This window comes from Leucobacter chromiiresistens, assembly GCF_900102345.1.
GTDB classification, from domain to species: Bacteria; Actinomycetota; Actinomycetes; order Actinomycetales; family Microbacteriaceae; genus Leucobacter; species Leucobacter chromiiresistens.
On the sequence record NZ_FNKB01000001.1, the window covers coordinates 1,708,800 to 1,733,784 of the forward strand.

General features: G+C 73.7%; 24 protein-coding genes. 11 read left to right on the forward strand and 13 right to left on the reverse strand.

What is annotated here, in order from left to right:
- Positions 1 to 93: 93 nt before the first annotated feature.
- From BLT44_RS07845 to BLT44_RS07865, 5 genes are all read left to right on the forward strand, one after another.
- Positions 94 to 2,391, forward strand: coding sequence for a bifunctional alpha,alpha-trehalose-phosphate synthase (UDP-forming)/trehalose-phosphatase (locus BLT44_RS07845; RefSeq protein WP_010157687.1), 2,298 nt, complete (start codon positions 94 to 96; stop codon positions 2,389 to 2,391).
- 219 nt (positions 2,392 to 2,610) lie between these two features.
- Positions 2,611 to 3,084 carry an SRPBCC family protein gene (locus BLT44_RS07850; protein ID WP_010157686.1) on the forward strand — a complete coding sequence of 158 codons (474 nt, stop codon included), beginning with the start codon at positions 2,611 to 2,613 and terminating at the stop codon, positions 3,082 to 3,084.
- A 43-nt stretch (positions 3,085 to 3,127) separates the two neighbouring features.
- Positions 3,128 to 3,391 carry a hypothetical protein gene (locus tag BLT44_RS07855; RefSeq protein WP_010157685.1) on the forward strand — a complete coding sequence of 88 codons (264 nt, stop codon included), beginning with the start codon at positions 3,128 to 3,130 and terminating at the stop codon, positions 3,389 to 3,391.
- Positions 3,392 to 3,393: 2 nt separating this feature from the next.
- Entirely contained in the window at positions 3,394 to 4,506 is a 1,113-nt protein-coding gene (locus tag BLT44_RS07860) for a carboxylate-amine ligase (protein ID WP_010157684.1), read from the forward strand.
- Positions 4,503 to 5,513, forward strand: a complete 1,011-nt coding sequence (locus tag BLT44_RS07865; RefSeq protein ID WP_010157683.1) for a DNA topoisomerase IB — start codon at positions 4,503 to 4,505, stop codon at positions 5,511 to 5,513. The genes BLT44_RS07860 and BLT44_RS07865 overlap by 4 nt, the downstream gene beginning before the upstream one ends.
- A 23-nt stretch (positions 5,514 to 5,536) precedes the next feature.
- Here the strand turns inward: BLT44_RS07865 and BLT44_RS07870 are convergent, their stop codons facing one another.
- A complete protein-coding gene (locus BLT44_RS07870; RefSeq protein ID WP_010157682.1) occupies positions 5,537 to 5,728 on the reverse strand; it encodes a DUF2795 domain-containing protein in 192 nt (63 codons plus the stop codon).
- Positions 5,729 to 5,819: 91 nt separating this feature from the next.
- A complete protein-coding gene (rfaE2, locus tag BLT44_RS07875) occupies positions 5,820 to 7,280 on the reverse strand; it encodes a D-glycero-beta-D-manno-heptose 1-phosphate adenylyltransferase (RefSeq protein ID WP_074690112.1) in 1,461 nt (486 codons plus the stop codon).
- Between the two features lie 122 nt (positions 7,281 to 7,402).
- Here rfaE2 (BLT44_RS07875) and BLT44_RS07880 point away from each other — a divergent pair, with 122 nt between their 5' ends.
- The gene (locus tag BLT44_RS07880; protein ID WP_010157679.1) at positions 7,403 to 8,578 is read left to right on the forward strand and encodes a glycosyltransferase family 9 protein; all 1,176 of its coding nucleotides are present in this window, start codon (positions 7,403 to 7,405) and stop codon (positions 8,576 to 8,578) included.
- A 29-nt stretch (positions 8,579 to 8,607) separates the two neighbouring features.
- Here BLT44_RS07880 and BLT44_RS07885 read toward each other — a convergent pair whose 3' ends face one another.
- From BLT44_RS07885 to BLT44_RS07915, 7 genes are all read right to left on the reverse strand, one after another.
- The gene (locus BLT44_RS07885) at positions 8,608 to 9,318 is read right to left on the reverse strand and encodes an SDR family oxidoreductase (RefSeq protein ID WP_010157678.1); all 711 of its coding nucleotides are present in this window, start codon (positions 9,316 to 9,318) and stop codon (positions 8,608 to 8,610) included.
- Between the two features lie 111 nt (positions 9,319 to 9,429).
- Entirely contained in the window at positions 9,430 to 10,785 is a 1,356-nt protein-coding gene (gene rfaE2 / locus BLT44_RS07890; protein ID WP_074690114.1) for a D-glycero-beta-D-manno-heptose 1-phosphate adenylyltransferase, read from the reverse strand.
- Positions 10,782 to 11,402 (reverse strand): D-sedoheptulose-7-phosphate isomerase, encoded by a 621-nt coding sequence (locus BLT44_RS07895; protein ID WP_010157675.1) that lies wholly within the window; start codon positions 11,400 to 11,402, stop codon positions 10,782 to 10,784. Before BLT44_RS07895 ends, rfaE2 (BLT44_RS07890) begins: the two co-directional genes overlap by 4 nt.
- A complete protein-coding gene (locus BLT44_RS07900) occupies positions 11,399 to 12,691 on the reverse strand; it encodes a glycosyltransferase (RefSeq protein ID WP_010157674.1) in 1,293 nt (430 codons plus the stop codon). Before BLT44_RS07900 ends, BLT44_RS07895 begins: the two co-directional genes overlap by 4 nt.
- Complete coding sequence (locus tag BLT44_RS07905) at positions 12,688 to 13,695, reverse strand: glycosyltransferase (protein ID WP_010157672.1); 1,008 nt, start codon at positions 13,693 to 13,695, stop codon at positions 12,688 to 12,690. Before BLT44_RS07905 ends, BLT44_RS07900 begins: the two co-directional genes overlap by 4 nt.
- Positions 13,692 to 14,783: a glycosyltransferase family 9 protein gene (locus tag BLT44_RS07910; RefSeq protein WP_040504998.1), complete on the reverse strand. Its 1,092-nt coding sequence runs from the start codon at positions 14,781 to 14,783 to the stop codon at positions 13,692 to 13,694. The genes BLT44_RS07905 and BLT44_RS07910 overlap by 4 nt, the downstream gene beginning before the upstream one ends.
- The gene (locus tag BLT44_RS07915; protein ID WP_040504997.1) at positions 14,780 to 15,343 is read right to left on the reverse strand and encodes a D-glycero-alpha-D-manno-heptose-1,7-bisphosphate 7-phosphatase; all 564 of its coding nucleotides are present in this window, start codon (positions 15,341 to 15,343) and stop codon (positions 14,780 to 14,782) included. Before BLT44_RS07915 ends, BLT44_RS07910 begins: the two co-directional genes overlap by 4 nt.
- Positions 15,344 to 15,486: 143 nt before the next feature.
- Here BLT44_RS07915 and BLT44_RS07920 point away from each other — a divergent pair, with 143 nt between their 5' ends.
- A complete protein-coding gene (locus tag BLT44_RS07920; protein WP_010157669.1) occupies positions 15,487 to 16,476 on the forward strand; it encodes a glycosyltransferase family 9 protein in 990 nt (329 codons plus the stop codon).
- Positions 16,477 to 16,521: 45 nt separating this feature from the next.
- On the opposite strand, the gene BLT44_RS07925 is transcribed toward BLT44_RS07920, so the two are convergent.
- Positions 16,522 to 17,364: a sigma-70 family RNA polymerase sigma factor gene (locus BLT44_RS07925; protein ID WP_010157668.1), complete on the reverse strand. Its 843-nt coding sequence runs from the start codon at positions 17,362 to 17,364 to the stop codon at positions 16,522 to 16,524.
- A 260-nt stretch (positions 17,365 to 17,624) separates the two neighbouring features.
- On the opposite strand from BLT44_RS07925, the gene BLT44_RS07930 reads away from it, so the two are divergent.
- The 4 genes from BLT44_RS07930 (at position 17,625) to BLT44_RS07945 (ending at position 21,121) form a co-directional block, all read left to right on the forward strand.
- Positions 17,625 to 19,169, forward strand: a complete 1,545-nt coding sequence (locus BLT44_RS07930) for an FAD-dependent oxidoreductase (RefSeq protein ID WP_010157667.1) — start codon at positions 17,625 to 17,627, stop codon at positions 19,167 to 19,169.
- Positions 19,170 to 19,257: 88 nt separating this feature from the next.
- Entirely contained in the window at positions 19,258 to 19,524 is a 267-nt protein-coding gene (locus BLT44_RS07935) for a Rho termination factor N-terminal domain-containing protein (RefSeq protein ID WP_010157666.1), read from the forward strand.
- 55 nt (positions 19,525 to 19,579) lie between these two features.
- Positions 19,580 to 20,461 (forward strand): SDR family oxidoreductase, encoded by an 882-nt coding sequence (locus BLT44_RS07940; RefSeq protein WP_010157665.1) that lies wholly within the window; start codon positions 19,580 to 19,582, stop codon positions 20,459 to 20,461.
- 90 nt (positions 20,462 to 20,551) lie between these two features.
- Positions 20,552 to 21,121: a TetR/AcrR family transcriptional regulator gene (locus BLT44_RS07945; RefSeq protein WP_074690345.1), complete on the forward strand. Its 570-nt coding sequence runs from the start codon at positions 20,552 to 20,554 to the stop codon at positions 21,119 to 21,121.
- A 10-nt stretch (positions 21,122 to 21,131) separates the two neighbouring features.
- Here the strand turns inward: BLT44_RS07945 and BLT44_RS07950 are convergent, their stop codons facing one another.
- From BLT44_RS07950 to BLT44_RS07960, 3 genes are all read right to left on the reverse strand, one after another.
- Complete coding sequence (locus BLT44_RS07950; RefSeq protein WP_083351965.1) at positions 21,132 to 22,091, reverse strand: IS481 family transposase; 960 nt, start codon at positions 22,089 to 22,091, stop codon at positions 21,132 to 21,134.
- Between the two features lie 92 nt (positions 22,092 to 22,183).
- Entirely contained in the window at positions 22,184 to 23,644 is a 1,461-nt protein-coding gene (locus BLT44_RS07955) for an MFS transporter (protein ID WP_074690116.1), read from the reverse strand.
- The gene (locus tag BLT44_RS07960) at positions 23,641 to 24,984 is read right to left on the reverse strand and encodes a M20/M25/M40 family metallo-hydrolase (protein ID WP_074690118.1); all 1,344 of its coding nucleotides are present in this window, start codon (positions 24,982 to 24,984) and stop codon (positions 23,641 to 23,643) included. Before BLT44_RS07960 ends, BLT44_RS07955 begins: the two co-directional genes overlap by 4 nt.
- Position 24,985: the final 1 nt, after the last annotated feature.

Genomic DNA, 24,985 nt, shown 5'->3' on the forward strand with positions numbered 1-24,985 from the left:
CCCGGAGATTGCTGGGTGGCGCGGCGCTCGTCAAGGGGCAGCGGCGGCTCGCGGGCGCTGAGTAGACTGCCAGGGAAGCCGCTGGGAGGTGCGATGACCGGAATGCAGGATCTGACCGGAGGGCGCGAGCTCGTGATGGTGTCGAACAGACTGCCCGTGGACCGGGTGGTCGCGGCCGACGGGACGACGTCGTGGCGCACGTCGCCGGGCGGCCTCGTCACCGCGGTCGAGCCGATCGTCGAGCAGCTCGGCTGCGTGTGGGTCGGGTGGGCCGGGAGCGCCGACGAGCACATCGAGCCCTTCGAGATCGGGCGCATGCGGCTCGAGCCGGTCGATCTGTCGCGCGACGACGTGGAGCGCTTCTACGAGGGGTTCTCGAACGGAACGCTGTGGCCGCTGTACCACGACGTCATCGCCTCGCCCGAGTACCACCGGCACTGGTGGGACCGATACGTGAAGGTCAATCGCCGGTTCGCCGAGCGCGTCGCCGAGACGGCCGCGCAGGGCGCGGTCGCGTGGATCCACGACTACCAGCTGCAGCTGGTGCCGGCGATGCTGCGCGAGCTCCGCCCCGACCTCACGATCGGGTTCTTCCTGCACATCCCGTTCCCCCCGCGCGGCCTGTTCGAGCAGCTGCCCTGGCGCCGCAGCATCATCCAGGGGCTGCTCGGCGCCGACGTGATCGGCTTCCAGCGCGTTCCCGACGCGATCAGCTTCCGCACCATCGCCGAGCGGTACACGCACACGCAGGCGCTCGGCAACACGATGGTGCTGCCCGCGACGGCCGACGCCCCCGGCCGCACCGTGCTGGCGCAGGAGTTCCCCATCTCGATCGACGCGGCGGCGTTCGCCGAGGTGGCGCGCCGCACCGAGACGCAGCAGCGCGCCCGCGAGATCCGCGCCGAGCTCGGCGACCCGAAGACGGTGATGCTCGGCGTCGACCGCCTCGATTACACCAAGGGCATCCGTCACCGCCTGAAGGCGTTCGACGAGCTGCTCGCCGACGACGAGATCGATGCCTCTGACATCGTGCTGGTGCAGGTCGCGAGCCCGAGCCGCGAGCAGGTGGACGCGTACCGCCAGCTGCGCAACGAGGTCGAGCTCACCGTCGGGCGCCTGAACGGCGAGCACGGCACCATCGGCCACTCGCCGCTCGTGTACCTGCACCGCGGGTACTCCCGGGAGGAGATGGTCGCCCTGTACCTCGCCGCCGACGTGCTGCTCGTCACGCCGCTGCGCGACGGCATGAACCTGGTGGCGAAGGAGTACGTCGCGTGCCGCGAGGACGAGCAGGGCGTGCTCGTGCTGAGCGAGTTCGCGGGCGCCGCCGACGAGCTGAAGGATGCGCTGCTCGTGAACCCGCACGACATCGAGGGGCTGAAAGCAGCCTTCCTGCGCGCGACCCACATGCCGCAGGAGGAGCAGCGCCGCCGCATGCAGGGGCTGCGGCGCGCCGTGCACGACAACGACGTGGAGCACTGGGCGTCGGGCTTCCTCGGCTCGATGACCTCGATCTCGGAGACGCGGGCGGCGGCGCAGGCCAGCGGCACGCCGGAGGGTGCGACGGGCCCCGTGTCGCTCGTGCCCCAGGCGTTCGTGCCGCGCAGCGTGGGCGACCGGCTGCGGCGCATCGCCACGGCGTCGTCGCTGCTCGTCGCCACCGACTTCGACGGCACCATCGCGCCGATCGTGCCCCGGCCGCAGGATGCGCGCATGCTGCCGCGGGCGCGGCAGGCGCTCGAGATGCTGAGCGCCGCTCCGGGGGTGCGCGTCGCGCTGCTGACGGGCCGCTCGCTCGGCGGGCTCGCCGACACCGGCACGGGCGGCGAGGGCTGGATCGTGTCGGGATCGCACGGGTCGGAGCTCACCGGCTTCGACGTCTCGGGCATCACCGGGGGCATCGGCGGAGCGCCGACGGACGAGGAATCGGAGCGGCTGGACCGCCTCACGCGACGATTCGAGCGGGTGCTCGGCTCGGAGCCCGGGGTGCGCCTCGAGCGCAAGCCCTTCGGCGTGGCGGTGCACACGCGGGAGGTGGCGGATCCCGAGTACGGCCGCGAGCTGCTGGCGGCCGCCGTCGAGTTCGGCGTCGCCGAGGGGCTGCACGTGCGGGAGGGCAAGCAGGTGCGCGAGTTCTCGGTGCGGGCCTCCGACAAGGGGACGGTGCTCCAGAGCATCCGCGACGCGCTGCCCGCCGGCCCCGTGCTCTTCCTCGGCGACGACGTCACCGATGAGGACGCGTTCGCGGTGCTCGGGCCCGACGACCTCGGGATCAAGGTGGGGGAGGGCGAGACGGCTGCCGCCGAGCGCATCCCGGATCCCGCCGCCGCGGCGGCGGTGCTCGCGCGCCTCGTGGAGCTGCGCACGGGCATCGTCATCGGCTCCGACTGAGCCGACGGGCTGCGACGGCGCTCCCCCGCCCCGGCCCGTCGGCCGTGCGGGGAAGCGCCGTCGGCGCGCCCGCTCGAGCACCGCACGCCCCGCGATTACCGATCGACGGCTGCGAAATCAACCCCGCAGACAGTCCGTGGAGCGGGGCAATACGCTCGTGAGCGAATCGATGATCTCCCAGGATCGATTCTCCGAAACGACGATTAGGAGTGACCCGAGATGCACACTGTCAGCAGCGACATCGATATCGACCTTCCCGTCCGCACCGTCTACAACCAGTGGACGCAGTTCGAGGACTTCCCGGCCTTCATGGGCGGCGTCGAAGAGGTGAAGCAGGTCGACGAGACGACGCTCAACTGGCGGGTCACCGTGGGCGGCGTCGAGCGCGACTTCCTCGCGAAGATCACCGAGCAGGTGCCCGACGAGCGCGTCGCCTGGAACAGCGTCTCCGGCCCGTCCCACGCGGGGGTCGTGACGTTCCACCGCCTCGACGAGAACAAGACCCGCGTGCGCCTCCAGCTCGACTGGGAGCCCGAGGGGTTCGTCGAGCACGCCGGCGCCCTGCTGCAGCTCGACGACGCGCAGGTGGCGAAGGATCTCAAGGAGTTCGCGCGCCTGCTCGAATCCAACGGCTTCGAGTCGGGGGCGTGGCGCGGAGCGGTCGACCGGCCGAACGACGGCACCGCCGTCTGAGCACGCCGCAGCAGCACCGAAGCACCGAAGAAAGGGGACGGCTATGGCCGAACTGTGGGAGCCGACCGACGAGATCGATGGCGACGAGGACCTGACGGTCACCGATCACCGCGATGAAGACGCGCCGCTCGTGAGCGCCGACGACGAGCAGTCGATCGAGACGACGACCGACGACCCGCGCGAAGCGCTCGAGGAGCTCGGCGAGGACGTCTCGTCCTCCCCGGCGCGACGCGCGGAGGAGACCGACATCGATCCGGAGGCCGCTGCGGACGGCGGCGACGATCGCGAGCCGGGAGAGGCACTCTGAGCGTGAGTCGCACCGAGACCGATGCGCGCAGCTTCGGCGTCGAGGAGGAGTACCTGCTGCTCGACGCCGAGAGCGGCGCGCCCATCGACCGGGCGGCGCAGATCGTCGCGCGCCGCCCCGAGCTCCGCCGCGAGGCCGACCGGGAGTTCTTCTCCAGCCAGCTGGAGACGGCGTCGCCCGTGTGCACCGAGGCGGCCGAAGCCGATGCGGCGCTCCGCAGCTTCCGCGACACCGCGGGAGCTGCGGCGCGCGAGGAGGGCGCCGTGCTCGCGGGCACCGGCCTGCCGCCCGTCGGCGGCGAGCAGGAGGGATCGGTGACGCCGAAGGCGCGCTACCGCGAGATCCGCTCCGAGCTGCGCGCGGCGGCGGCGCACCAGTACGTCACCGGCACGCACGTGCACGTCTCCGTGCCCTCGCGAGACGCCGGCGTCACGGCCCTGCGCGGTCTCGCGCGCTGGGCGCCCGCACTGCTCGCGATCACGGCGAACTCGCCGATCTGGTGCGGCGAGGAGACCGGGCTCGCGAGCTGGCGCCACATCAAGAGCATGTCGTGGCCCCTGGCCGGGTATCCGCCGGAGTTCTCCTCGGGCGACGAGTACGAGCAGACGGTGACCCGTCTGGTGGAGACGGGAGTGCTCATCGATCCGGGCATCGTGACCTGGGTCGCGCGCCTCTCCGAGCGGTTCCCGACGATCGAGCTGCGCATCGCCGACGCCCAGCTCGACCCCGAGTCGGCCGTGTCGTTCGCGCTGCTCGTGCGGGGCCTCGTCGACCGCGTGCTCGCCGACGTCGAGCGCGGCGTCGAGGAGCAGCGCGCCACGCCGGGGCTCGTGAACGGGGCGATCTGGATGGCGGCGCGCGACGGGCTCTCGACGTCGCTCATCGACCCCGTGCAGGGAACGGCCCAGCCGGCCGCCGCCATGCTGAATGACATGTTCGCGTACGCCGAGCCATCGCTGGAGAGCTTCGGCGACGCCGAACGCGTGGAGCGCTACCTCGGCGACCTGCGCACGCACGGCGGGCCGGCGCAGCGCCAGCTCGCGAGCTTCCGCGAGAACGGCGTCGCCGGTCTGCTGGAGCTCTACCGCGCTGCCGGGGTGCAGGGGGCCCGATGAGCGGGTCGGGCCGCCGCCGCGGCGGCCCGATCACGCGCGAGCTCGACGGCGACGGCTTCGTCTACCGGCGCGACGGGCGCCGGCTGACGGCGGCCAAGGAGATCGCGCGGATCGAGGCGCTCGCGATCCCGCCGGCCTGGACCGACGTGCGCATCGCGCGAGGCCCCTCGGCGAAGGTGCTCGCGCGGGGGATCGACGCGGCCGGCCGCACGCAGATGATCTACCACCCCCGCTTCCGCCAGCGGCGGGAGCGCGAGAAGTTCGCGCGGCTGGGCCGGTTCGGCGCCGCGCTCCCCAAGCTCCGCGCCCGCGTCGACCGGGATCTGCGTCGCAAGCGCCTCGGCAGAGAGCGCGTGGTGGCCTGCGTGATCCGGCTCATCGACCTCGAGTTCTTCCGCGTCGGCAACGAGGAGTACGCGGCCAAGCACGGCAGCTACGGCGTCACGACGCTCCGCGAGGAGCACATCGAGGCGACCGGGAGCTCCGTGCGCTTCGACTTCGTGGGCAAGAGCGGGAAGCGGCATGCGCGCCGAGTCGCGGACCCGCGCATCGCCCGACTGATCGCGCGGCTCGAAGAGCTGCCCGGAGACGAGGTGTTCCGCTTCTTCGAGGACACGGGAGTGTCTCGGCAGGTGCGCAGCAAGCACGTGAACGCGTACGTCAAACGCGTGATGGGCGAGGAGTTCACCGCCAAGGACTTCCGTACGTGGGGAGGCAGCCGCATGGCGCTCTCCTCACTGCTCGAGCACGACGAGGACGCGTTCCGCACGCAGAAGCGGGCGGCCGCCGCGACGCGGGAGGCGATCCGCTCGGCGGCGGAGCGGCTCGGCAACACGCCCGCCGTGACGAAGTCGTCGTACATCGACCCGCGGGTGCTCGCGCTCGCGGAGGACCGGGCGGCGCGGGAGCGGTTGCGCAAGGCGCGGAAGAAGATGCGCCCCGGCGAGCACCTGAGCGTCGACGAGCAGTGCCTGCTCGCGCTGCTGGCCCGCCGAGCCCCGCGCTGAGCGCGGAACCCGGCGGCCCGGCCTCAGCGTGCGAGCGCCTCGCTGACCGCAGTGGGGGAGTCGTACGACGTGTCGGCCAGCGCTTCGAGCGCCGACACCACGTCGTTCGGCGCCCCCGAATCGCGAGCCGCGTCGACCAGCGCCGAGCGGTCGGCGGGGTAGTCGACCCCGCCGAGGTATCGCTGCACCTCGATGGGGTTCTGCGGTTCTGACATGGGATCTCCTTTCCTTACGAGCCCGGATCGGGAGGGCCCCGATCCGGGTACAGGTCGCGGCCGCTGCGCCGCAGCCGTCATCGCGCCGCCGTCATGCCTCAGCGGTGGTGCGCAGGCGGTCGATGAGCTCGGTGGTGGAGTGATCGGGCACGTAGTCGAGGATCACCACCTCGCCGCCCGCGCGTCGCACCTCCGCCGCCTCCTCCAGCATCTCCGGCGTGTAGTCGCCGCCCTTCGCGTACACGTCGGGCCGCAGCTCACGGATCGTCGCGCACGCGGTGTCGTCGTCGAAGACGGTGACGTAGTCGACGCACGACAGCTCCGCCAGCACGTTCGCCCGGTCGCGCACCCCGTTCACGGGACGCCCCGGGCCCTTCAGCCGTCGGGCGGAGTCGTCGCTGTTCAGCGCCACGACGAGCACGTCGCCCAGTCTGCGGGCCTGCTTCAGCGATGCCGTGTGCCCCCGGTGCAGCACGTCGAAGCAGCCGTTCGTGAACACGATGCGGTCGCCCGCGCGCCGGTGCACGTCGAGGCGCTCCGCCAGCTCCGCCACCGAGATCTGGGGGTCGGGGGCGGCCGACGACCGCAGCTCCAGCTCGTCCAGTGAGCAGCGGCACGTGCCCGTGCGCTCCACCGCGATATCGGCCGCGAGCTGCGCGAGCTCGACGGCCCGCGGAAGCTCGCACCCCGCGGCCCGGGCCACCGACAGCGCCGAGACGAATACATCGCCCGCCCCCGACGCCTGCTGCTCGGGAGCCGCGTGCGCCCGCGTGCGATGCGGCGGGGCGTCATCGGTCAGCAGCACCGTGCCGGTGCGGTCGAGCGTGACCACGACCGCCTCCGCGCCGCTGCGCCGCCGGAGCGCGTCGCCGGCCGCCGCCGCGGCCGCAACCCGGTCCTCTCCCGAGCCGAGGCGCTCGCCGAGCAGCCGCTCCGTCTCGCCCGCGTTGGGCGTGATCACGTCGGGGCGGAGGGCCGCCCACCGGGCCGGGTCGTGCGCATCGACCACGAGCAGGGCGGCGCGGGGGAGCGCCGCGAGCGCCGAGATCATCGCGTCGTCGAGGAGGGCCGCGCCGTAGTCGCAGATCACGAGGGCGTCGCACTCGGCGAGCGCCTCGGCGAGGTCGTCGAGCAGCTGCCGCCGCACCTGCTCGGGCCACGGCTCGCGCTGGGTGTCGTCGAGCCGGATGAGCACCTGGTCGGCGACCGACACGCGCGCCTTCGTCGTGGTGCGCGCGCCCGCGACGCGCTGCAGCGCCCGCACGTCGACGTCGGCCTCCGTGAGACGCTCGCGCAGGCGGTCGCCCGGCTCATCGGCCCCGATCGCGCCGAAGGCGCGCACGCGGGCGCCGAGCGCGGAGAGATTGCGGGCGGTGTTCGCCGCGCCCCCCGGCAGATCGGAGGCGCCCGCGAGCTCCACCACGGGCGCCGGCGCCTCGCGCGCCACGCGATCGACCGTGCCGTGCCACCATCGATCGAGCAGGAAGTCGCCGAGCACCGCGATGCGGGGCTGCTGCGCGCGAATGCGGGCGATGCTGTCGAGCGGAGTCATGATGACCGCCTTTCGGGGAGAGTGACGACCGGTCCGTTTGAGATCGACCGGAAGCGGGCAGAAGAAGAGGAGGCGCACTGCGCGCCGAACGCCGCACACGCACTGACGCACTGGAGGAACCGATGCCGCACGACCCGCGACCCGCCCCCGAGACGATCCCATCCGCCGAGGCGGCGGAACCGGCTGAGCGGCGGCCGATGGTGGCACCTCCCGGCGAGCGGCTCGCCGACGTGCGCAAGATCGCGGTGCTGCGGGGCGGCGGCATCGGCGATCTGCTGTTCGCGCTGCCCGCCATCACGGCGCTCGCCGCGGCCTACCCCGACGCCGAGGTGACGCTCCTCGGAGCGCCCGCCGCGCGGCTGCTCGACGGGCGAACCGGAGCCCCGCATCGCATCGTGGAGCTGCCCGTCGCGCCCGGAGTGCACGAACCGCGCGGAGCCGAGAGCGATCCGGCTGCGGTGGAGCGCTTCCTCGCGGAGCAGCGAGCGGAGGGGTACGACCTGGTCGCGCAGATGCACGGCGGCGGACGCTTCTCGAACCCCTTCGCCGCGGCGCTCGGGGCGCGCTGCACGATCGGCACGCGCACGGACGACGCTCTCGCGCTCGACCGCTCGCTGCCGTACGTCTACTTCCAGCACGAGGTGATGCGCTGGCTCGAGGTCGCGGGTCTGGTCGGTGCGCCGCCCGTCGATCTGGAGCCCCGTCTGCTCGTGACCGCCGACGAGCGCGCGCGGGGCCGCGAGCGGCTCGGCGCGGCCCCGCGCACCGTCGTGGTCCATCCCGGAGCCACTGACCCGCGCAGGCGCTGGCCCGTCGAGCGATTCGCGGCCGTCGCCGCCGAGCTGACCCGGGCCGGGGCGCGGGTCGCGGTGATCGGCGACGACTCCGAGCGCGCCCTCGCCGACGCCTTCGCGGCCGGTGCCGTCGCCGCGGGCGCAGCGGTCGAGCCGCTCAACCTCGCCGGCGAGCTGCCGTTCGCCGAGCTGCCCGGTCTGCTCGCCGCCGCCGACCTCTGCATCGCGAACGACAGCGGTCCGCGTCATCTCGCGCAGGCGGTGGGCACCGCCACCGCGTCCGTCTTCTGGTGCGGCAACCTGCTCAACGCCGGGCCCCTGGGCCGCGGGCGGCACCGCGCGCAGCTCTCGTGGACCACCCACTGCCCGGTGTGCGGGCGGAACAGCACGCAGGTGGGGTGGACGGCACCGAGGTGCGAGCACGATCTCTCGTTCGTCACCGATGTCGACGCCGAAGCGGTGCTCGCGGATGCGCGAGCACTGCTCGAGGCCCCCGCGCGCTGACGCGCGGGCGGGAGCCTCGAGCCGGTCGATCAGGGCCACGACGGCTCGTCCTCGGGGGCGATGACGAGTTCGCGCACCTCGGAGCGGGGCGGCTGCTGCAGGGCGAAGAGCACGGCGCGGGCGACGTTCGCGGGATCGTTGAGCTGCGCGTCGGCCGCCGGGCGGTACTGCTGGGGACGGTCGTCGAAGAACGACGTCTGCATGCCTGCGGGAATGAGGGTCGTCACGCCGAGGCGCCCCGACGTCTCCGCGGCCAGTGCGCGGGAGAACCCGAGCACGCCGAACTTCGAGGCGCAGTACGCGGTGGCCTCGGGGAGGGCGCGCAGCGCCAGCGAGGAGGCGATCGTCACCACGCGCCCGTGCACCCGCTCGAGGTGGGGCAGCGCGGCGCGCACGGTCGACACGGTGCCGAGCAGGTTCACGCCGATCACTCGCTCCCACTCGTCGGCGGCGACGTCTTCGAGACGGCCGCAGCGGTCGATGCCCGCCGCGGTGACGACCGCGTCGATGCCGCCGAGCTCCTCCGCGACGGCCGCCACGGCGCGCTCCACCTGCGCGCGGTCGGAGACATCGGCCTCCTGGGCGACGGCGCGATCGTGCCACGCGCTGACGTCGAGGTCGACGATCGCGGGGGTGCCCCCGGCCTCGAGCACGGCGTGGGCCACGGCGGCGCCGAGGCCGGAGCTGCCGCCGGTGATGAGGACGCGGCCGAGCGGGGTGGGAGTGGTCGAGAGGGTCATCGAGGGTCCTTTCTCAGGGGGATTCGCGAAGCTGCGGCGGGGTCCGCGCAGCGGGTCTTCGGGGGCCCGGCGAGCGTCGCGTGCGCGTGCCTGCCGGGCGGGGCGGAGGCGTCAGCCGACGCGCGCGATGGCGTCGGCGAGCGCTGTCGTCGACCGGCCGAGGTGGTAGGGGAGGGTGAGCACCCGCCCGCCCCACGACTCGACGAGCGCGGCCTCCGGGAGCGATTGCGCGCTGTAGTCGCCGCCCTTCACCCAGATGTCGGGTCGCAACCGGTCGAGCACGGCCTGCGGCCCGTCCTCCTCGAAGACCACGACCGCGTCGACGCAGGAGAGCGCCGTCAGCAGCTCGACGCGGTCGCGCTCCGTGATGAGCGGCCGCTCGGCGCCCTTCAAGCGGCGCACCGAGTCGTCGGAGTTGAGGCACACGATGAGGCAGTCGCCGAGCTCGCGCGCGGCGGCGAGCGTGCGCACGTGACCCGCGTGCAGCAGGTCGAAGCAGCCCCCCGTCGCGACGACGGTGCCGCCGGCGCTGCGGGCCTGCTCCGCCACCGCGAACGCGTCGGCTCCCGCCGCATCGGCGCGCGGCAGACGCGTGGTGCCGAGCGCTGCGACGCCCCCGGCGGCGAGGAACCCTCCCGCGGCGTCGACGCCGCGGCGCACCGCCTCGGGAAGGGGCTCGCCCTCCGCGAGCGCGATCAGGGCCGACGCGGCGTAGCGGTCGCCCGCGCCGCACGCGTCCGCCGCTTCGACGGGGCGCGCCGGGATGAGCGCCGGCGCGTGATCGGCGTCGAGCAGCAGGGCGCCCTGCGAGCCGAGGGTGACGGAGATCGCGATGCAGCCCCACCGTTCGCGCAGACGCCCCGCGGCCTCGGTCGCGGAGGCCGGATCGGGCGCGGTGCCGGCGGCCTTCGCCGCCTCCGAGAGGTTCGGCGTGACGAGGCGCGCCGACGGCACCGGGTCGGCACCCCGGGGATGCGGATCCCAGACGAGCGGCACCCGCGCCCCGCGTCGGTGCAGGGCGACGCGGATCTCGGGGTGGGCGGTGAGCGCCCGGCCGTAATCGGAGACGATGATCGCGTCGGCCTCCGAGATCGCGGTGATCATGTCGCGCGTGATGTGGGGCAGCACGGGGTCGCCGCATCCGTCGTCGATGCGGGCGACCGGCTGCCCGCCCGCCCGGAGCCGGGTCTTCACGGGCGTGGGGGCGGGCAGCGCGCCGGCGACGACGCGGATGCCGTCGAGGTGCTCGCGCAGCCGCTCGCCCGGCGCATCCGCCGAGAGCGCCGTCACGAGGGTCACCTCGTGCCCGTCGTGCAGCAGCATGCGGGCCACGAGCCCCGCCCCGCCGGCGCGCGACTGCCGGGACTGCACGTCCACGACCGGCACGGGGGCATCGGGCTGGAAGCGCTCGGCCACCCCGTCGATGTCTTCATCGAGGAGGGTGTCGCCGACGACGACGATATTCATGACTGCGGCTCCTTTCCGACGCACGCGTCGAACACTTCGCACACGGCGTGGATCGCCGCGAGCTGGCACTCCTGCACATGCGGAGACGCCCCGTCCAGGCAGATCGCGTCGTCGCAGAGGCGCGCGAGCGGGTTCGGCCCCGGCCCGGTGAGCGCCCAGCTCGTCGCCCCGGACTCCTCGGCGGCGCGCGCCGCCTCGAGGAGATTCGGGCTGCCCCCGCTGGTCGAGAGCAGCAGCACGATGTCGCCCGCCCGGGCGTGCGCGCGCACCTGGCGGGCGAACACCTGGTCGAAGCCGTAGTCGTTGCCGATCGCGGTGACGCTCGACGACTCGGCGTGCAGGGAGATCGCCGAGTAGGCGGCGCGATCCTCGCGGTAGCGCCCGACGAGCTCGGCGGTGAGGTGCTGCGCCTCGGCGGCCGATCCTCCGTTGCCGGCGACCAGCAGGCGGCGCCCGGCCTTCAGCCGGGTCGCGAGCTCGCGACCCCACGTTTCGAGGTGGTCGGCATGCCGTCGCGCGTGGTCGAGTGCGCGGGCGAGCGCGTCGAAGTGACTCGATACGAGGGTGGACGTCGGCGCCTCCGCCGCGATGGTCGGGGTGAGGGTGGGGGTGGTCATAGTGCGGCCTCCGCGAGGTGGGCGCCCGTGGCGCTGTCGATGCGTGTGGTGATCTGCTGCGAGTGGTGCTGCGCTCGCTCGCGCAGGGTGCGCGCGTAGATGAGCTCGGTGCGCGCCGCCACGCGCTCCCAGCTGTAGCGATGCTCGACGCGGGTGCGGCCCGCGGCTCCGAGCGCTGCGGCGAATGCGGGATCGGCGCGCAGGCGGGCGAAGGCCTCCGCGACGGCCTCCGGGTCCTGGGGCGGCACGAGCAGCCCGGTGCCCTCGTGCACGACGGTGTCGCCCAGGCCGCCCACGTTCGCGGCGACGACGGGCGTGCCGCACGCCATGCTCTCGAGCGGCACGATGCCGAAGGGCTCGTACCAGGGGGTGCACACGACGGCATCTGCGGCCCGGATCAGCGCGGGGACGTCGTCGCGGGGCACGCGGCCGAGGAACCGCACCTGATCGGCCACGCCGAGCGATTCCGCCAGGTCTGCGAGGCGCCGGGTCTCGGCGTCCGGGCCGACCGCGCCCGTCGGTGCGTCGCCGGTGCCGACGATGTGCAGCTCCACATCGGCGATCCCCTGCTCGCGGAGCACGCCGAGGGCCCGGATCGCGATGTCGACGCCCTTGCGCGGCACGAGGCGGCCGAGGCTCAGCACTCGGAACGCCCCTGCCCGGCGCGGCGGCCGATCGGCGTGCTCGAACATCTCGAGGTCGACGCCGCACGGCGCGATGTCGATGCGCTCGGCGGGGATGCCGAGCGCGTGCAGCTCCTCGACCTCGTCGGGGCACGTCGCGATGACGGTGTCGACGCGCTGCCCGACCAGGGGCTCGAGCCGCTCGCGCTCGGGCGGGCTCGTGTCGGCCGCGCCCTGGAACCGCCGCTTGACCGATCCGAGCGCGTGGAAGGTGTGGAGCACCGGCGGGTGGCCGGTGCCCCGCGCTTCCGCGGCGTCGAGTGCGGCGATGCCCGACATCCAGAAGTGGCTGTGCACGACGTCGGGCCGGTCGAACCGCCAGGCGGCGGCCAGCCCCTCGGCGAGCGCGGGCAGGTGCGGCAGCAGTTCGTCCTTCGGCACGTGCTGCTCCGGGCCCGCGGTGAGGTGCACCACCTCGACCCCCGGGCAGAGCGTCACCCGGGTGCGCGTCGACGGGTCGTCGCGCCGCGTGTACACGGTGACGCGGTGGCCGCGCTCGGCCAGCGCGCGGGAGAGGGCGGCGACGTGCACGTTCTGCCCGCCCGCGTCGACGCTTCCCGGCGTCGCCAGGGGGTTGGCGTGCTCGGAGACCATGGCGATCTTCATGATGCGACTCCTTCCGTCGTCAGCTGCGGCGCCCGGGTGCGGGATCGCGCCCGATGCGCGTGCGCCTCGTGCGCATCCGCGAGCACCGCGTCCCAGTCGTCGAGGAAGCGCGGGAGGCCGTAGCGCGCCGCAGCCGCCTCCCGCGCCACGGCGCCGCGGCGCCGCGCCTCGTCGGGGTCTCGGAGCAGGATGTCGGCGGTGGCGACGAGCTCGGCGGGGTCCGCCGACAGGGCGCCCGCCTCCGGCGGCACGGCCCGGCTCGCCTCCGTCGCGTCGAGCACGAGCACCGGCATCCCGAGGAACATCGCCTCGAGCAGCGACAGGCCGAGCGACGTCCAGCGCATCGGGTGCACGTAGGCCCGGCGGCGCGCCAGTTCGGCGTGGAGGTGCGCCGTCGGCAGGTCGCCGACCACCTGCAGGCGATCCTCCCCGAGTCCGAGCGCCGCGGGCAGGCGGTCGGCGGCGATGCCGAAGCAGTCGAGCCGTCCCGCGCTCGCGAACGCCGGGAGCAGGTCGGTGCCCGTGACCCGCCCGCGCCGCACCGGTTCGTTGATGACGACGCCGAGCGCCTCGAGCTCTCCCGTGTACTGCTGACCCGGGTCGGGGATGCCGTGCTCGATGACGATCGTCGGCGCCGCTCCGCAGTCCCAGATGAGACGGTTGAAGTGGGTGACGTGCACGATGGGGATGTCGGTGCGCTCGGCGAGGAAGTGCTGCTCCGACACGGGCGACTGCTTGGGCGTGTTGTGCTCCACGAACACGGTCGCGACGTCGCGGCCGAGTCGCCGCCCCAGCAGCGATTCCGCCCAGGCGAGCTCCTCCGTGCGCTGCAGCACCACGAGGTCGACCTCCGCCTCCGCGAGCTCGCCGGGCTCCACGCGCCGCGCGTGCGCGGGCAGCGGGGGCATGTCGCGGCCGGCCTCGGCGGGCACGAGGTACTCGTGCGATCCGCTCAAGAAGGCCTGCATCCATCCCCCGTGCAGGTACCACACCAGAATCTTCATCGTCGTCCTTCCTCTCCGGCCCGCGGCGGCAGTGCCGCACTCGCGGGCTGTGCATGATGGGCGTTCGCCTGCTCCGGCGCCGCGAGATCGTCGACGGCGGCGAGCACCGTCTCGGGGGCGACCCCCGCGAGGCACGGATGCCCGGCGATGGGGCACTCGCGCGCCCGAGACCCCGCGCACGGCGCGCTCTGGTCGCCGAGCAGCCGCACGGGTACGCCGTAGGGCGCCCACTTCACGGCGGGCACCACGGGCGAGAACAGGCTCACGACAGGTGTGCCGACCGCCGCGGCGAGATGCGCGGGCCCGCTGTTGCCCGAGACGAGCACGTCGGCGCCCGCGAGCACCCCGGCGAGTTCGAGCGTCGAGCACCGCCCGGCGAGGTCGACGGCCTCCGGAGCCTCGTCGCGGATGCGCGCGGTCAGCTCCGCCTCGCCGCGGCTCCCCGTGAGCACCACCGTGCGCCCGGCGTCGGTCAGCAGCCGCGCCAGGCGCGCGAAGTGCTGCACCGGCCAGCGCCGCGCGGGCACGGCGGCCCCCGCGTGCAGCGCCACGTAGGGGCCGTTCCCGGTGAGGCGGCTCGTATCGGGCGTCGGCACGACGGCGAGGCGCCCGTCGTCGCCTCCGGGGAAGCCGGCCGCCTCGGCGATCGCCAGCGCGCGCTCGGGCTCGGGGAGATCCTCGCTCAGATCCTCGCCGGGCCGCAGCCGAACGTCGAGGAGCGATCCGGGATGGTCGACCGACGCGCCGGTGATGCGCTCGACCCCGGCCAGTCGCAGCAGCAGCGCGAGGGGGAGGGGCGACTGGTGGAAGGAGGTGAGGATCACGGCCTCCCGCGCGCCCGACTCGCGCACCCGGTCGATGAGCTGCTCGGTGTGCTCGCGGGTGACCTCGCGCCACGGCTCCGAGATCCACGGCGCCTCCCACACGATGGTGTCGCTGATGCCGGGCAGCAGCGCCGCCCCGCCCACCCCGAGCGGGCCGCAGAGCATGACGACCTCCGCCTGCCGCGCGACGGCGCGGACGGCGGGCCCGGAGACGAGCACGTCGCCCATGCTGTCGAGCCGCGCCACGAGCACGGGGCCGCTCATCGGTCGCCGTCCGTGTCGTCGCCGAGCACGTCGTCGCCGAGCGCGATCGCGACCGCCTCGGCGATCGTGGCCGCCACCGTGGTCGCGTCGGCGCGCTCCTGGGCCAGCGTGAGCCGCGTCGGCACGAGGATCCCCCGCGCGCCCGCGGCCTCGGCGGCATCGACGTCGGCGCCGATGTCGCCGATCATCACCACGTTCGCCGGTGCCACCGCGAGTTCGCCGGCCGCCGAGAGGATCATGCCCGGTCGGGGCTTGCGGCATTCGCAGCCGTCGCGCGGCGCGTGCGGGCAGAACCGCCACACGTCGAACGGGCCGAGCAGCTGCTCGACGCGCTCGTTCACGCGGCGCACCTGCTCGTGCGTGAGCAGCCCGCGGGCGATGCCCGACTGGTTGCTGATCACCCCGACGGGGATGCCCGCCGCCCGCACGCGATCGACGGCCGCGCGTGCGCCGGGCATCGGCTCGACCGCATCGGGGTCGCCGTTGTACGGCACGTCGACGATGAGGGTGTCATCGCGATCGAACAGCACGGCGTGCACGGGCGGGGAGGGTTCAGTCATACCTCTCCCGTGCCCCGAAGCAGGAGAAGTAAACGGACTGCCCGACCCCTTGCGCCCCTCTCGCTCCTGCGGTAGTCCAGAGGGTGATGCTCCGCTCGGACGACGAGTGCTCGCGGCGGGGCGCATGAGAGGGGAACCGACCTATGACCCGACGGCACCGTCCCGTGCTGCTCGCGCTGCGCACGCTGAAGCTGGGGGATCTGCTGGTCGCGGTGCCGGCGCTGCGCGCGCTGCGCCGCGCCTACCCCGACCACCGCATCGTGCTCGCCGCGCCGGGGTGGCTCTCCCCGATCGTGCGGCTCGTCGACGCCGTCGACGAGCTCCTGCCCACTCCGGGGCTCGACGACCCGCTGCCGCTCGAACCGGGCAGCGTCGACATCGCCGTGAACCTGCACGGCAACGGCCCCGAGAGCCGCGACGTCATCGCAGCGCTCGAACCGCGCCGCCGGTTCGCGCACCGGCTCCCCGACGACCCCGAGCCCGCGCCGGGCGCTGTCGTCGAGCCGGGCCCCGAGTGGATCGACGGCATGCTCGAGCGCGAGCGGTGGGTGCGGCTGGTGTCGGCCTTCGGCGCCGAGGGCGACCCTGACGAGGTGCGGATCGCGGTGCCCGAGGCCGTGCCGCCCGTGACGGGCGCGGTGGTCGTGCACGTGGGGGCGTTCTACGGGTCGCGCCAGTGGCCCGTCGAGCGGTTCGCCGAGGTGGCGCGCGCGCTGCGGGACGAGGGGCGCCGGGTGGTGGTGACCGGCGACGAGCGCGACGAGCCGCGGGCTGCCGCGGTCGCGTCGGCTGCGGGCCTGCCCGAGGAGGACGTGCTCGCGGGGAGGATCGGCCTCGCCGAGTTCGCCGCGGTGATCGCCCGGGCGCAGCTCGTCGTCACCGCCGACACCGGGGCCGGCCACCTCGCCTCGGCGTACGGTGTGCCGTCGGTCGTCATCTTCGGTCCGGCGCCGCCCGAGGAGTGGGGGCCGCCGCCCGGCCCGCACGCGGTGCTCACGGATGCCTCGGTGCGGCGCGGCGAGGCGTTCGCCGCCGACCCCGACCCGGCGCTGCTCGCGGTCACGGCGGAGGAGGTGCTCGCGGCGGCTCGTGCAGTGATGCGGGCGCCCGCCGAGGTCGCGCGACCGCGGTGAAGCGGGCCGTCGCAGATCTCGGGTGAACGCGCGGGGCGGGGGCGGCTACGCGCGAGCCGGCTCGGCGCTCAGGGCGGCCCGCAGCCGCTGCAGAATGCTCGCGAGCAGGCGAGACACCTGCATCTGGCTGACGCCGCACTCGCGCGCGATCTCCGTCTGCGTCAACTGCTCCTCGAAGCGCAGGCGCACGATGCGCCGCTCCTCCTCGCTGAGGGTGCGCGTCGCCCGTTCGAGCGTGAGCGCCAGCTCGGTCCGAGTGAACTCCGCCTCCCGGTAGGGGAGGGAATCCCCGAGCGTGAGCTCCTCCGACGCCCCCGGGATGGGCGTGTGGAGCGAGATCGCGTTGCGCGCCGAGTGGCACTGCACGGCCTCCGCCACCAGCGCGAGCGGGCGGCGGAGCACCGCGGCGAGCTCGGCGATGCGCGGTGCACGGCCGAGCTCCTGCTCGAGCATCTCGCGCACCGCCGGCACCTCGATCGCGAGTTCCTGGAGCCGACGCGGCGGTCGCACGAACCACGACGTATCCCGCAGATACTGCTTGATCTCGCCCGAGATCGTGGGCACCGCGAACGATACGAGGTCGTCGCCCAGGTCGGGGTCGAAGCGCTCGACGGCTTTCGCGAGCCCGATGCACGCGACCTGCAGCACGTCGGCCGCATCCTGCTGCCGCACCCGGTACCGGCGGGCGATCGATCGTGCGAGGTCGAGGTACTCGACGACGACGCGCTGGTGCAGGCGCCGCCGCCCAGCCGGGTCCGCCCGACGGGCGGCCGACAGCAGGGCGATCGCGTGCGCGTTGCGGGCCTCGTCGGCGGCTGCCCGGTCGTTGCGATCGCCCGGAACAGCGGGAGCGGGGGTTGCGGCGAATGCGGGATTCGGGGCGAGCATGAGCCTCCTCCAATGAGAGACAGCGGCCGGGGCCGACGCGGCACCTCGGGCGCACGTGCGGGCGCCCGAGCGGGTACGGCACCAGCATCTCGGCGGCCGCCCGGCCCGGGCAGCGCCTTGCATCCGCGGAGCACTTCCCCTACCATTCCGGGCCCGGGCGGCGCCGCCGCCGATCACCCGCCGCCGGCAGCGCCGCGCTCGCACCGCCGCCCGCTGTCAAGGGGCTGCCCCGCGCCGCAGCGGATTCGTAGCGTGAGCGCATGACTGCACTGTGGCACCGCACCGGCTCGTCCGTTCCCGTCTCTCCCGCCCATTCGACGCCGATCGGGCGCCGCTTCGACACGGTCGTGGTCGGCGCCGGGCTGACGGGTCTGGTGACCGCAGTGCTGCTCTCGCGCTCGGGGCAGCGCGTCGCGGTGCTCGAGGCGCGCACCGTGGGAGCGGTGACCACCGGGCATACGACCGGCAAGCTCAGCCTGCTGCAGGGGGGCGTGTACTCGCGCATCCGCGGGCACGCCGGCGACGACGCGGTGCAGGCTTACGCCGAGGCGAACCGCGAGGGACAGGCGTGGATGATCCGCGAACTCGAGCGCCTAGGCCTGCCGGTCGACCGGCGCACCGCCGTCACGTATGCGAATGGCGACTCGGGGGTCGAAGATCTGGAGCGCGAGCTCGAGGCCTGCCGTGCGGCGGGAGTCGACGCCGAGTGGACCGACGACACGGGCCTGCCCTTCGCGACCGCCGGAGCGATCGCGCTCGAGCACCAGGTGCAGCTGCAGCCCATGGATGTGCTGGCCGCGCTCGCCGCCGAGGTGCTCGAACGCGGCGGGGAGATCCACGAGCGCACCCGCGTGCACGGGGTGGAGGAGGAGGGGGATGACCTCGCCGTGCAGACGGCTGCGGGGGTGGTCGCCGCCGACCGGTGCGTGCTGGCGACCGGCGTGCCGATCCTCGACCGGGGGCTCTTCTTCGCGCGTCTCGAGCCGTTCCGGTCGTTCGTCGCCGCGTACGACGTGCCGGAGGAGCGAATTCCGCGCGGCATGCACGTGTCGATCGACGCTCCCGATCGATCGCTGCGCACCGCGAGGGGCGCGAACGGCGAGACCCTGGTGCTCGTCGGCGGGGGCGGCCACACGACCGGGCGCGGCGGCGACACCGTGCGCACGCTCGCCGAGCTCGATGCGTGGGCGCAGCAGCACCTCGGCGCCGGCTCCCGGGTGAGCTGGTGGGCGGCGCAGGACTACCAGCGGCACGCAGGGCCCCCGTACGCCGGCCCGCTCGCCGGCGGGCACGGGCGCATCTTCACCGCGACGGGGTACGACAAGTGGGGCATGACGAATGCGGTCGCCGCGGGTCTCGCGATCGTGTCGCAGATGCTCGGCGGCAGGCTCGACTGGGCGGAGACCATGCGCACGGCGGGCCCGGGAGTCGCGGGCGTCGCCGACGCGGTGCGGGTGAACGCCGAGGTCGCCGCCCATGTGGCGGGCGATTGGACGCGCGCCGTGCTGAGCGGCTCGGGCGCCGCCGACCTCGCCGAGGGGGAGGGCCGGGTGGTGCGCGAAGGCGCCCGCCCCGTCGCCGTGTCGCGGGTGGACGGCGAGCTGTGCCGCGTCTCCGCGATCTGCACCCACCTCGGCGGCATCGTGAACTGGAACCCCGCCGAGCGCAGCTGGGACTGCCCGCTGCACGCGTCTCGCTTCTCGGCGACGGGCGAGGTGTTCGAGGGGCCGGCCGTGCGGCGCCTCTCGGAGGTGGGCGGCGCGACCGCCGACGACGCCGATGGGGCTGCGGGCTCCGAAGGCTAGCGACCGCGCCCGGAGCTGTCGAGGCCCTGCCGCAGGGCGGGGCCGCGCCGTAGCGTCGAGGGCACGACGTGAAGGGAGAGGATGCTCGATGCCGAAATCGAAGACCCCGCAGCTGAAGGATCCCGAACTGTACGAGAAGCTCCGCGACGACGGCGCGTCGGCCGAGAAGGCCGCTCGCATCTCGAACGCCGCCGCGCGCGACGGCCGCTCGCGCGTGGGCGAGCGCGGCGGCCACGCCGAGGACTACGAGGAGCGCACGGTCGACGAGCTCAAGAGCCGAGCCAAGGAGCTCGGGCTCTCGGGGTACTCGCGCATGCGCAAGCAGGAGCTCATCGACCTCCTGCGCTCGCACTGACCGGCGCGCCGATCGCCACGCACCACCACCCACGACCGCAGACCGAGGAGGACGCATGACCCCCAACATGGACCCGCGCACGAAGTACCCGAAGGCCCCGCTGCCGCAGCAGGAGCAGCCGTCGCAGCCCGGCCTCACGGAGCCGATGCAGCCCGCGCCGGATCACGGCGAGGACACGTACACCGGCAACGGCCGGCTCGCCGGAATGCGCGCGCTCATCACCGGCGGCGACTCGGGCATCGGGCGGGCGGTCGCCATCGCGTTCGCGCGAGAGGGCGCCGACGTCGCCATCGCGTATCTGCCCGAGGAGCACGAGGACGCCCAGGCGACGCTCGAGCAGATCGAGCAGGCCAACCGCAAGGGCGTGCTGCTGCCCGGAGATCTGCGCCAGGAGTCCGATTGCGTCGAGACGGTGCGCCGCACCGTGGACGAGCTCGGCGGCCTCGACATCCTCGTGCTGAACGCCGCGACGCAGCGCGAGCGCGAGCCGAACGCCGAGATCACGCGCGATGCCGTGGAGAACGTGTTCTCCACCAACCTGGTCGCGCCGATCCTGCTCTTCCGCGAAGCGGCGCCGCACCTCCAGCCCGGATCGAGCGTCATCGTCTCGGCGTCGGTGCAGGCGTACAACCCCTCTCCCGACCTCCTCGACTACGCCATGACGAAGGCGGGGCTCGTCGCCTTCACGCAGGCGCTCGCCGAGCAGCAGGGGGAGCGCGGCGTCCGCGTCAACGCGGTCGCCCCGGGCCCGATCTGGACGCCCCTCATCCCGGCCACCGGGTGGGACGAGAAGCAGGTGCACTTCGGCGAGGACACGCCGCTCGGGCGGCCGGGGCAGCCCGCCGAGCTCGCCGGGGCGTACGTCTATCTCGCGTCGGAGGAGGCGTCGTACGTGTCGGGTGCCGTGCTCCCGGTGACCGGGGGCAAGCACCTCTGAGTCGAGGGCCGGCGAGCGCCGCCCGACGGGCGCTCCCCGCCCGACGCGCGCCCCGCTCACCGCTCATACGCGTTCGCTACAGTGGTGAGCATGTCTCCGAGCCGCGGGCGTCCGCACGCATCCTCCCGGGAGATGCTTGCGGACGCCGCGTGCGAGCTGTTCCTCGAGCGCGGTTACGAAGCGACGTCGGTGTCGGAGATCACGCGGCGCGCGGGCGTCAGCCGCTCCAGCTTCTTCAACTACTTCGCGTCGAAATCGGAGATGCTCTGGTACGTCTTCGACGCGCGGATCGCGGCCCTGGAGGCGGCGCTGCGAGCATCGGCCGAGGATGCGTCGAGCGCGCTGCGCGTGTTCGCCGCCGGTGAGGCGCCGGAGACGCTGGCCCTGGCGATCGCGGAGGCGCGCACCATGGGCGTCGAGGACGAACTCGCGGCGGGGCGGGCCTCGCGTCAGCTGCGCATCGCGGCCGCGATCGAGCGCCGCCTGCAGCGGGAGGGGCGGGATGCGCTCCAGGCCGAGGTCATCGCCGCCGGGTACGCCGCCGCGCTCGTCGGAACGGTGTGGCGGTGGGCGGTGCTCGGCGCGGGCCGGCATCGGCTGGACGAGCTGCTGGAGAGCGCGCTCGGCGCTGCGGACGCGCTGCTCGCTCCGCCGCGCTAGCTGTACTTGGTCATGAGGTTGGTGCCAGTCGGCTGATCGGGGGACGGCCGTGTGCGGCGGTGTGAGGTCGAGCGTAGTTGTAGTGCTCCAACCACGCATCGAGCGCGGCGGTGCGATCGTCGTTCGATGCGTAGGGGCGTCGATATGCCCACCCGTCGGCCAGGGTGCGGTTGAACCGTTCGGCCTTGCCGTTCTGCCACGGTGAGCGTGGACGAATCAGGACGTGAGTGGCCGTCAGCGCGGCCAGAGCGTTGCGGAACGCGCGGGAACGTCGGTAGGCCAAAGCGTTGTCCGTCATGACCTGACGGATGCGGACCCCGTGGCTCGCGAAGAACGCGGCGGCGTCGGCCATGAACGTCGCGCAGGTGGTCGCCTGCTCATCGGGCAGGACCTGCGCGAATGCCAACCGGGTGTGGTCGTCCACGGCGACGTGGACGTAGTCGAAGCCGATGCCGCGTTTACGAACCTGCTCGGAGCGGCCGTGGGCGCGCCAGCCCCCACCGTCGGGGATGCGGCCCAGCTTCTTGACGTCGACATGGACCAGATCACCGGCACGCTCGCGTTCGTAACGGTGATCGGTGGCCCGTGAGGCACGGATCACTTCTCCGGTCACGCGATCGATATCAGCCAGACGTGGAAGGCCGGCCCGGCGGATGATCCGCCCGGCTGTCGAGGGCGAGACACCGAAGCGGGCTGCCAACTCGAACGCGTTGTCCCGGTCAGCGATCCTGGCCGCTACGACCGCCGTCGCGATCTCCACCGGTGTGGCCGTCGGCATCGATTTGGGCCTGGAGGAACGGTCTTCCAGGCCAGCCGGTCCTTGGCGGCGATAGCGACCCCACCAGCGGTGAGCACACGTGCGGGAGATCCCCATCTCCTTGGCCACATGGGACACCGGACGACCCGCAGCGATCCGTTCGCACAGGATCTGGCGGCCACGAATAGTCAGAACAGCATTACGGTGGGACAAGAGAAGGCCTCCCTCGGCGATGACTTAGACACCACCAATGATGGGGGCCTTCTCCCTTCCCCTCGTGATACCAACCTCATGACCAAGTACAGCTAGCGCTCGACGCTCGTGCGATCTCGGAACGCGTCCGCAGGCACCGCGAAGCGGAGCGCGATGGCGGCGATGAGCGCCGACCCGCCGCACACGCACCACACGACGACGTACCCGGCGAACGAGCCGGCGCCGCCGGCGACGTCACCGGCAGCGCCGCCGGCCCCGGCCGCATCAGCCACGCCGTGCATGAGCGCGATGCCGAAGATCGCCGACGCGACGGCACCGCCCACGGTCTTCGTGGAGTTCGTGAGCCCGGTGGCGACGCCCGTGAGGTGCGGCGGGGCGCCGGAGGCGGCGGCCGCCGGAAGTGCGGCCACCAGGGCCCCGGAGCCGAGCCCTGCGATCATCATGTTGGTCACCATGTGCGCGTAGCTCGTGTGGAACGGCAGGAAGAGCAGGTACCCGAGCGCGACGAGCAGCGCGGCGATGGCGAGCGCGTTCCGCGGGGTGGAGACGCGCGCCGCGAACGGGTACGCGAGCGCACCCGCCACCATCGCGATCAGATAGGCGCCGATCACCAGGGAAGTGAGGAACCCGCCGATGCCCAGCCCGTACCCCGCAGTCGACGGGTCGGTGCGGATGAAGGTCGACAGCGGCGCCTGGGCGCCGAGCACGCTCATGCCGAAGAGAGCGGCGGTCGCGAAGACGGGTGCGAGCGCGGGCGATCGGAAGAGCCGCACGTCGATCAGCGGGTCGGGGTGGCGCAGCTCCCACCTGGCGAACGGCACGAAGAGCAGCAGGCCGAGCACGACGACGGCCCACGCCGCCGGGCTGGCCGCTCCCTGCACCCGCAGCAGGCCGAGCCCGGCGGTGAACGCGAGCAGAGCGACCGTGACGAGTGCGAGCCCGACGGCGTCGATCCGGCCGCCGAGCTGCACGGGCGACTCGGCCACGCCGAGCGCGATCACGGCGAAGCACAGCATCACCAGCAGGCCGGGAATGAGGAGCACGACGACGACGGGCAGCGCATCGATCAGCGCTCCGCCGATTAGCGCGCCCGAGATGGCCCCCGCCTCGAGGGCCGCGACGAGCATGCCCGCAGCGCGCGCCGTGAGCAGCGAGCGTCCCTCGCGGTCGCGCGTGCGCGACCAGATGAGCGCGATCTCGAGCGGCAGCCAGACGACGTACACGCCCTGCAGCGTCCAGGCGGCGAGGAAGAGCGGGAAGGTGGTGGCGAAGGGCAGGGCGAGCGTCGTCACGGCCGTCACCGCGGTCGACCAGAGCAGGATCCGCCGGTGCCCGACCATGTCGCCGAGTTTCGCGAGCACCGGCACGACGAGCGCCGACAGCATGAGCTGGGAGCCCTCGAGCCAGTTCACGTCGGCGTCGGGCACCTCGAGGTGCCGCGCGATGTCGGAGAGCATCGGGGTGTAGTAGCCCTGGAGGAACCCGCTCGTGAACTCGACGAATGCGAGGAATCCGACGACCCCCGCGAGCGCGCCGAGCCGCACCCGGGTCATGCGCCCGACCGGGAGGGGAGCTGCTCGAGCAGCGCACGGTGGAACCGGGTGCCGCGCTCGAGCTCCGCGATCGACACCCGCTCGTCGACGCCGTGGATCGTGGCCCGCAGCTCTGCCGACATGGCGAGCGGTGCGAACCGGTAGACGGCGGGGGCGAACCGGTGGAAGTGCCGCGAGTCGGTGGCCGCCATCATGATGTACGGCACGGTGCGCGCCTCGGGGTGCGATGCGCCCACGGCCGCGGCGATGAGCGCGAACTGCGCGTTGTCGGTCGACGACTCCGGCGACGGCTCCTCGCCGTCGACGACCTCGATCTGCACGCGCCGATCGCCGATGCGGCGGCGTACCCGCCGCACGGTCGAGGCGACCGTCTCCCCGAGCGCGATGCGCAGGTTCACCGTCGCGCTCGCGCGGGAGGGCAGCACATTCGACGCGGTGCCCCCGGCGAGCATGGTCGTCGCGACCGTGGTGCGCACCATGGCCGCGGGCTCCCCGCCGAGCCGTGCGAAGACGCGGGCGGTGAGCCGGGGGTGCGCCGCCAGGAGGCGGTAGAGCCGGCGGGCCGGCCCCGAGGTGCTGGGGACGAGGCCCGCGAGCATGCGACTCACGCCGACCGGGGTGCGCGCCGGGAACGTGCCAGCACCCAGTCGGGTCACGGCCCGCGCGACGCGCGCGGCGGCGGTGAGTGCCGGGGGAGCGGACGCGTGCCCGCCGTCGCCGTGCGCGCTCAGGCGCAGCGTCAGCGGGCCCTTCTCGCCGACGCCCACCATCGCGGCCTGCCCGCGCACGAGCGGCAGCGGCGCGTCCACGACGGCGCCGCCCTCGTCGAGCACGAGCCAGGGGGTGATGCCCCGCGCGGCGAACGCGTCGGCGATGGCGCGCGCCGCCGATCCGAAGGTCTCCTCGTTGCCGCCGAACGAGAGGTAGACGTCGCGCGCCGGCACGAACCGCTCCGCCAGCAGCGACTCGACGGCTTCGAGGATGACGAGCAGCGGGCCCTTGTCGTCGAGGGCGCCCCGGCCGTGCACGTAGCCGTCGGCGATGCGCCCCGCGAACGGCGGGTGGGTCCAGGCGTCGCGCTCGTCGACGGGCACCACGTCGTAGTGCGCCATCAGCACGACCGGGTCGAGCTCGGCGTCGGCGCCGGGCCAGCGGAAGAGCAGACCGAATTCGGTGATGCGCTCCCGGTCGAGCGCGCGATGCACGTTCGGGTACAGCTCTGCGAGCAGGGCGGCGAAGTCGTCGAACGGCGCGCGCCCCCGCTCGTCGAGCTCGGCGGAGACGGTGGGAATGCGGATCATGCGCGCGAGGCGCTCCGCGGCGTCCGAGCGGGTCGTCATG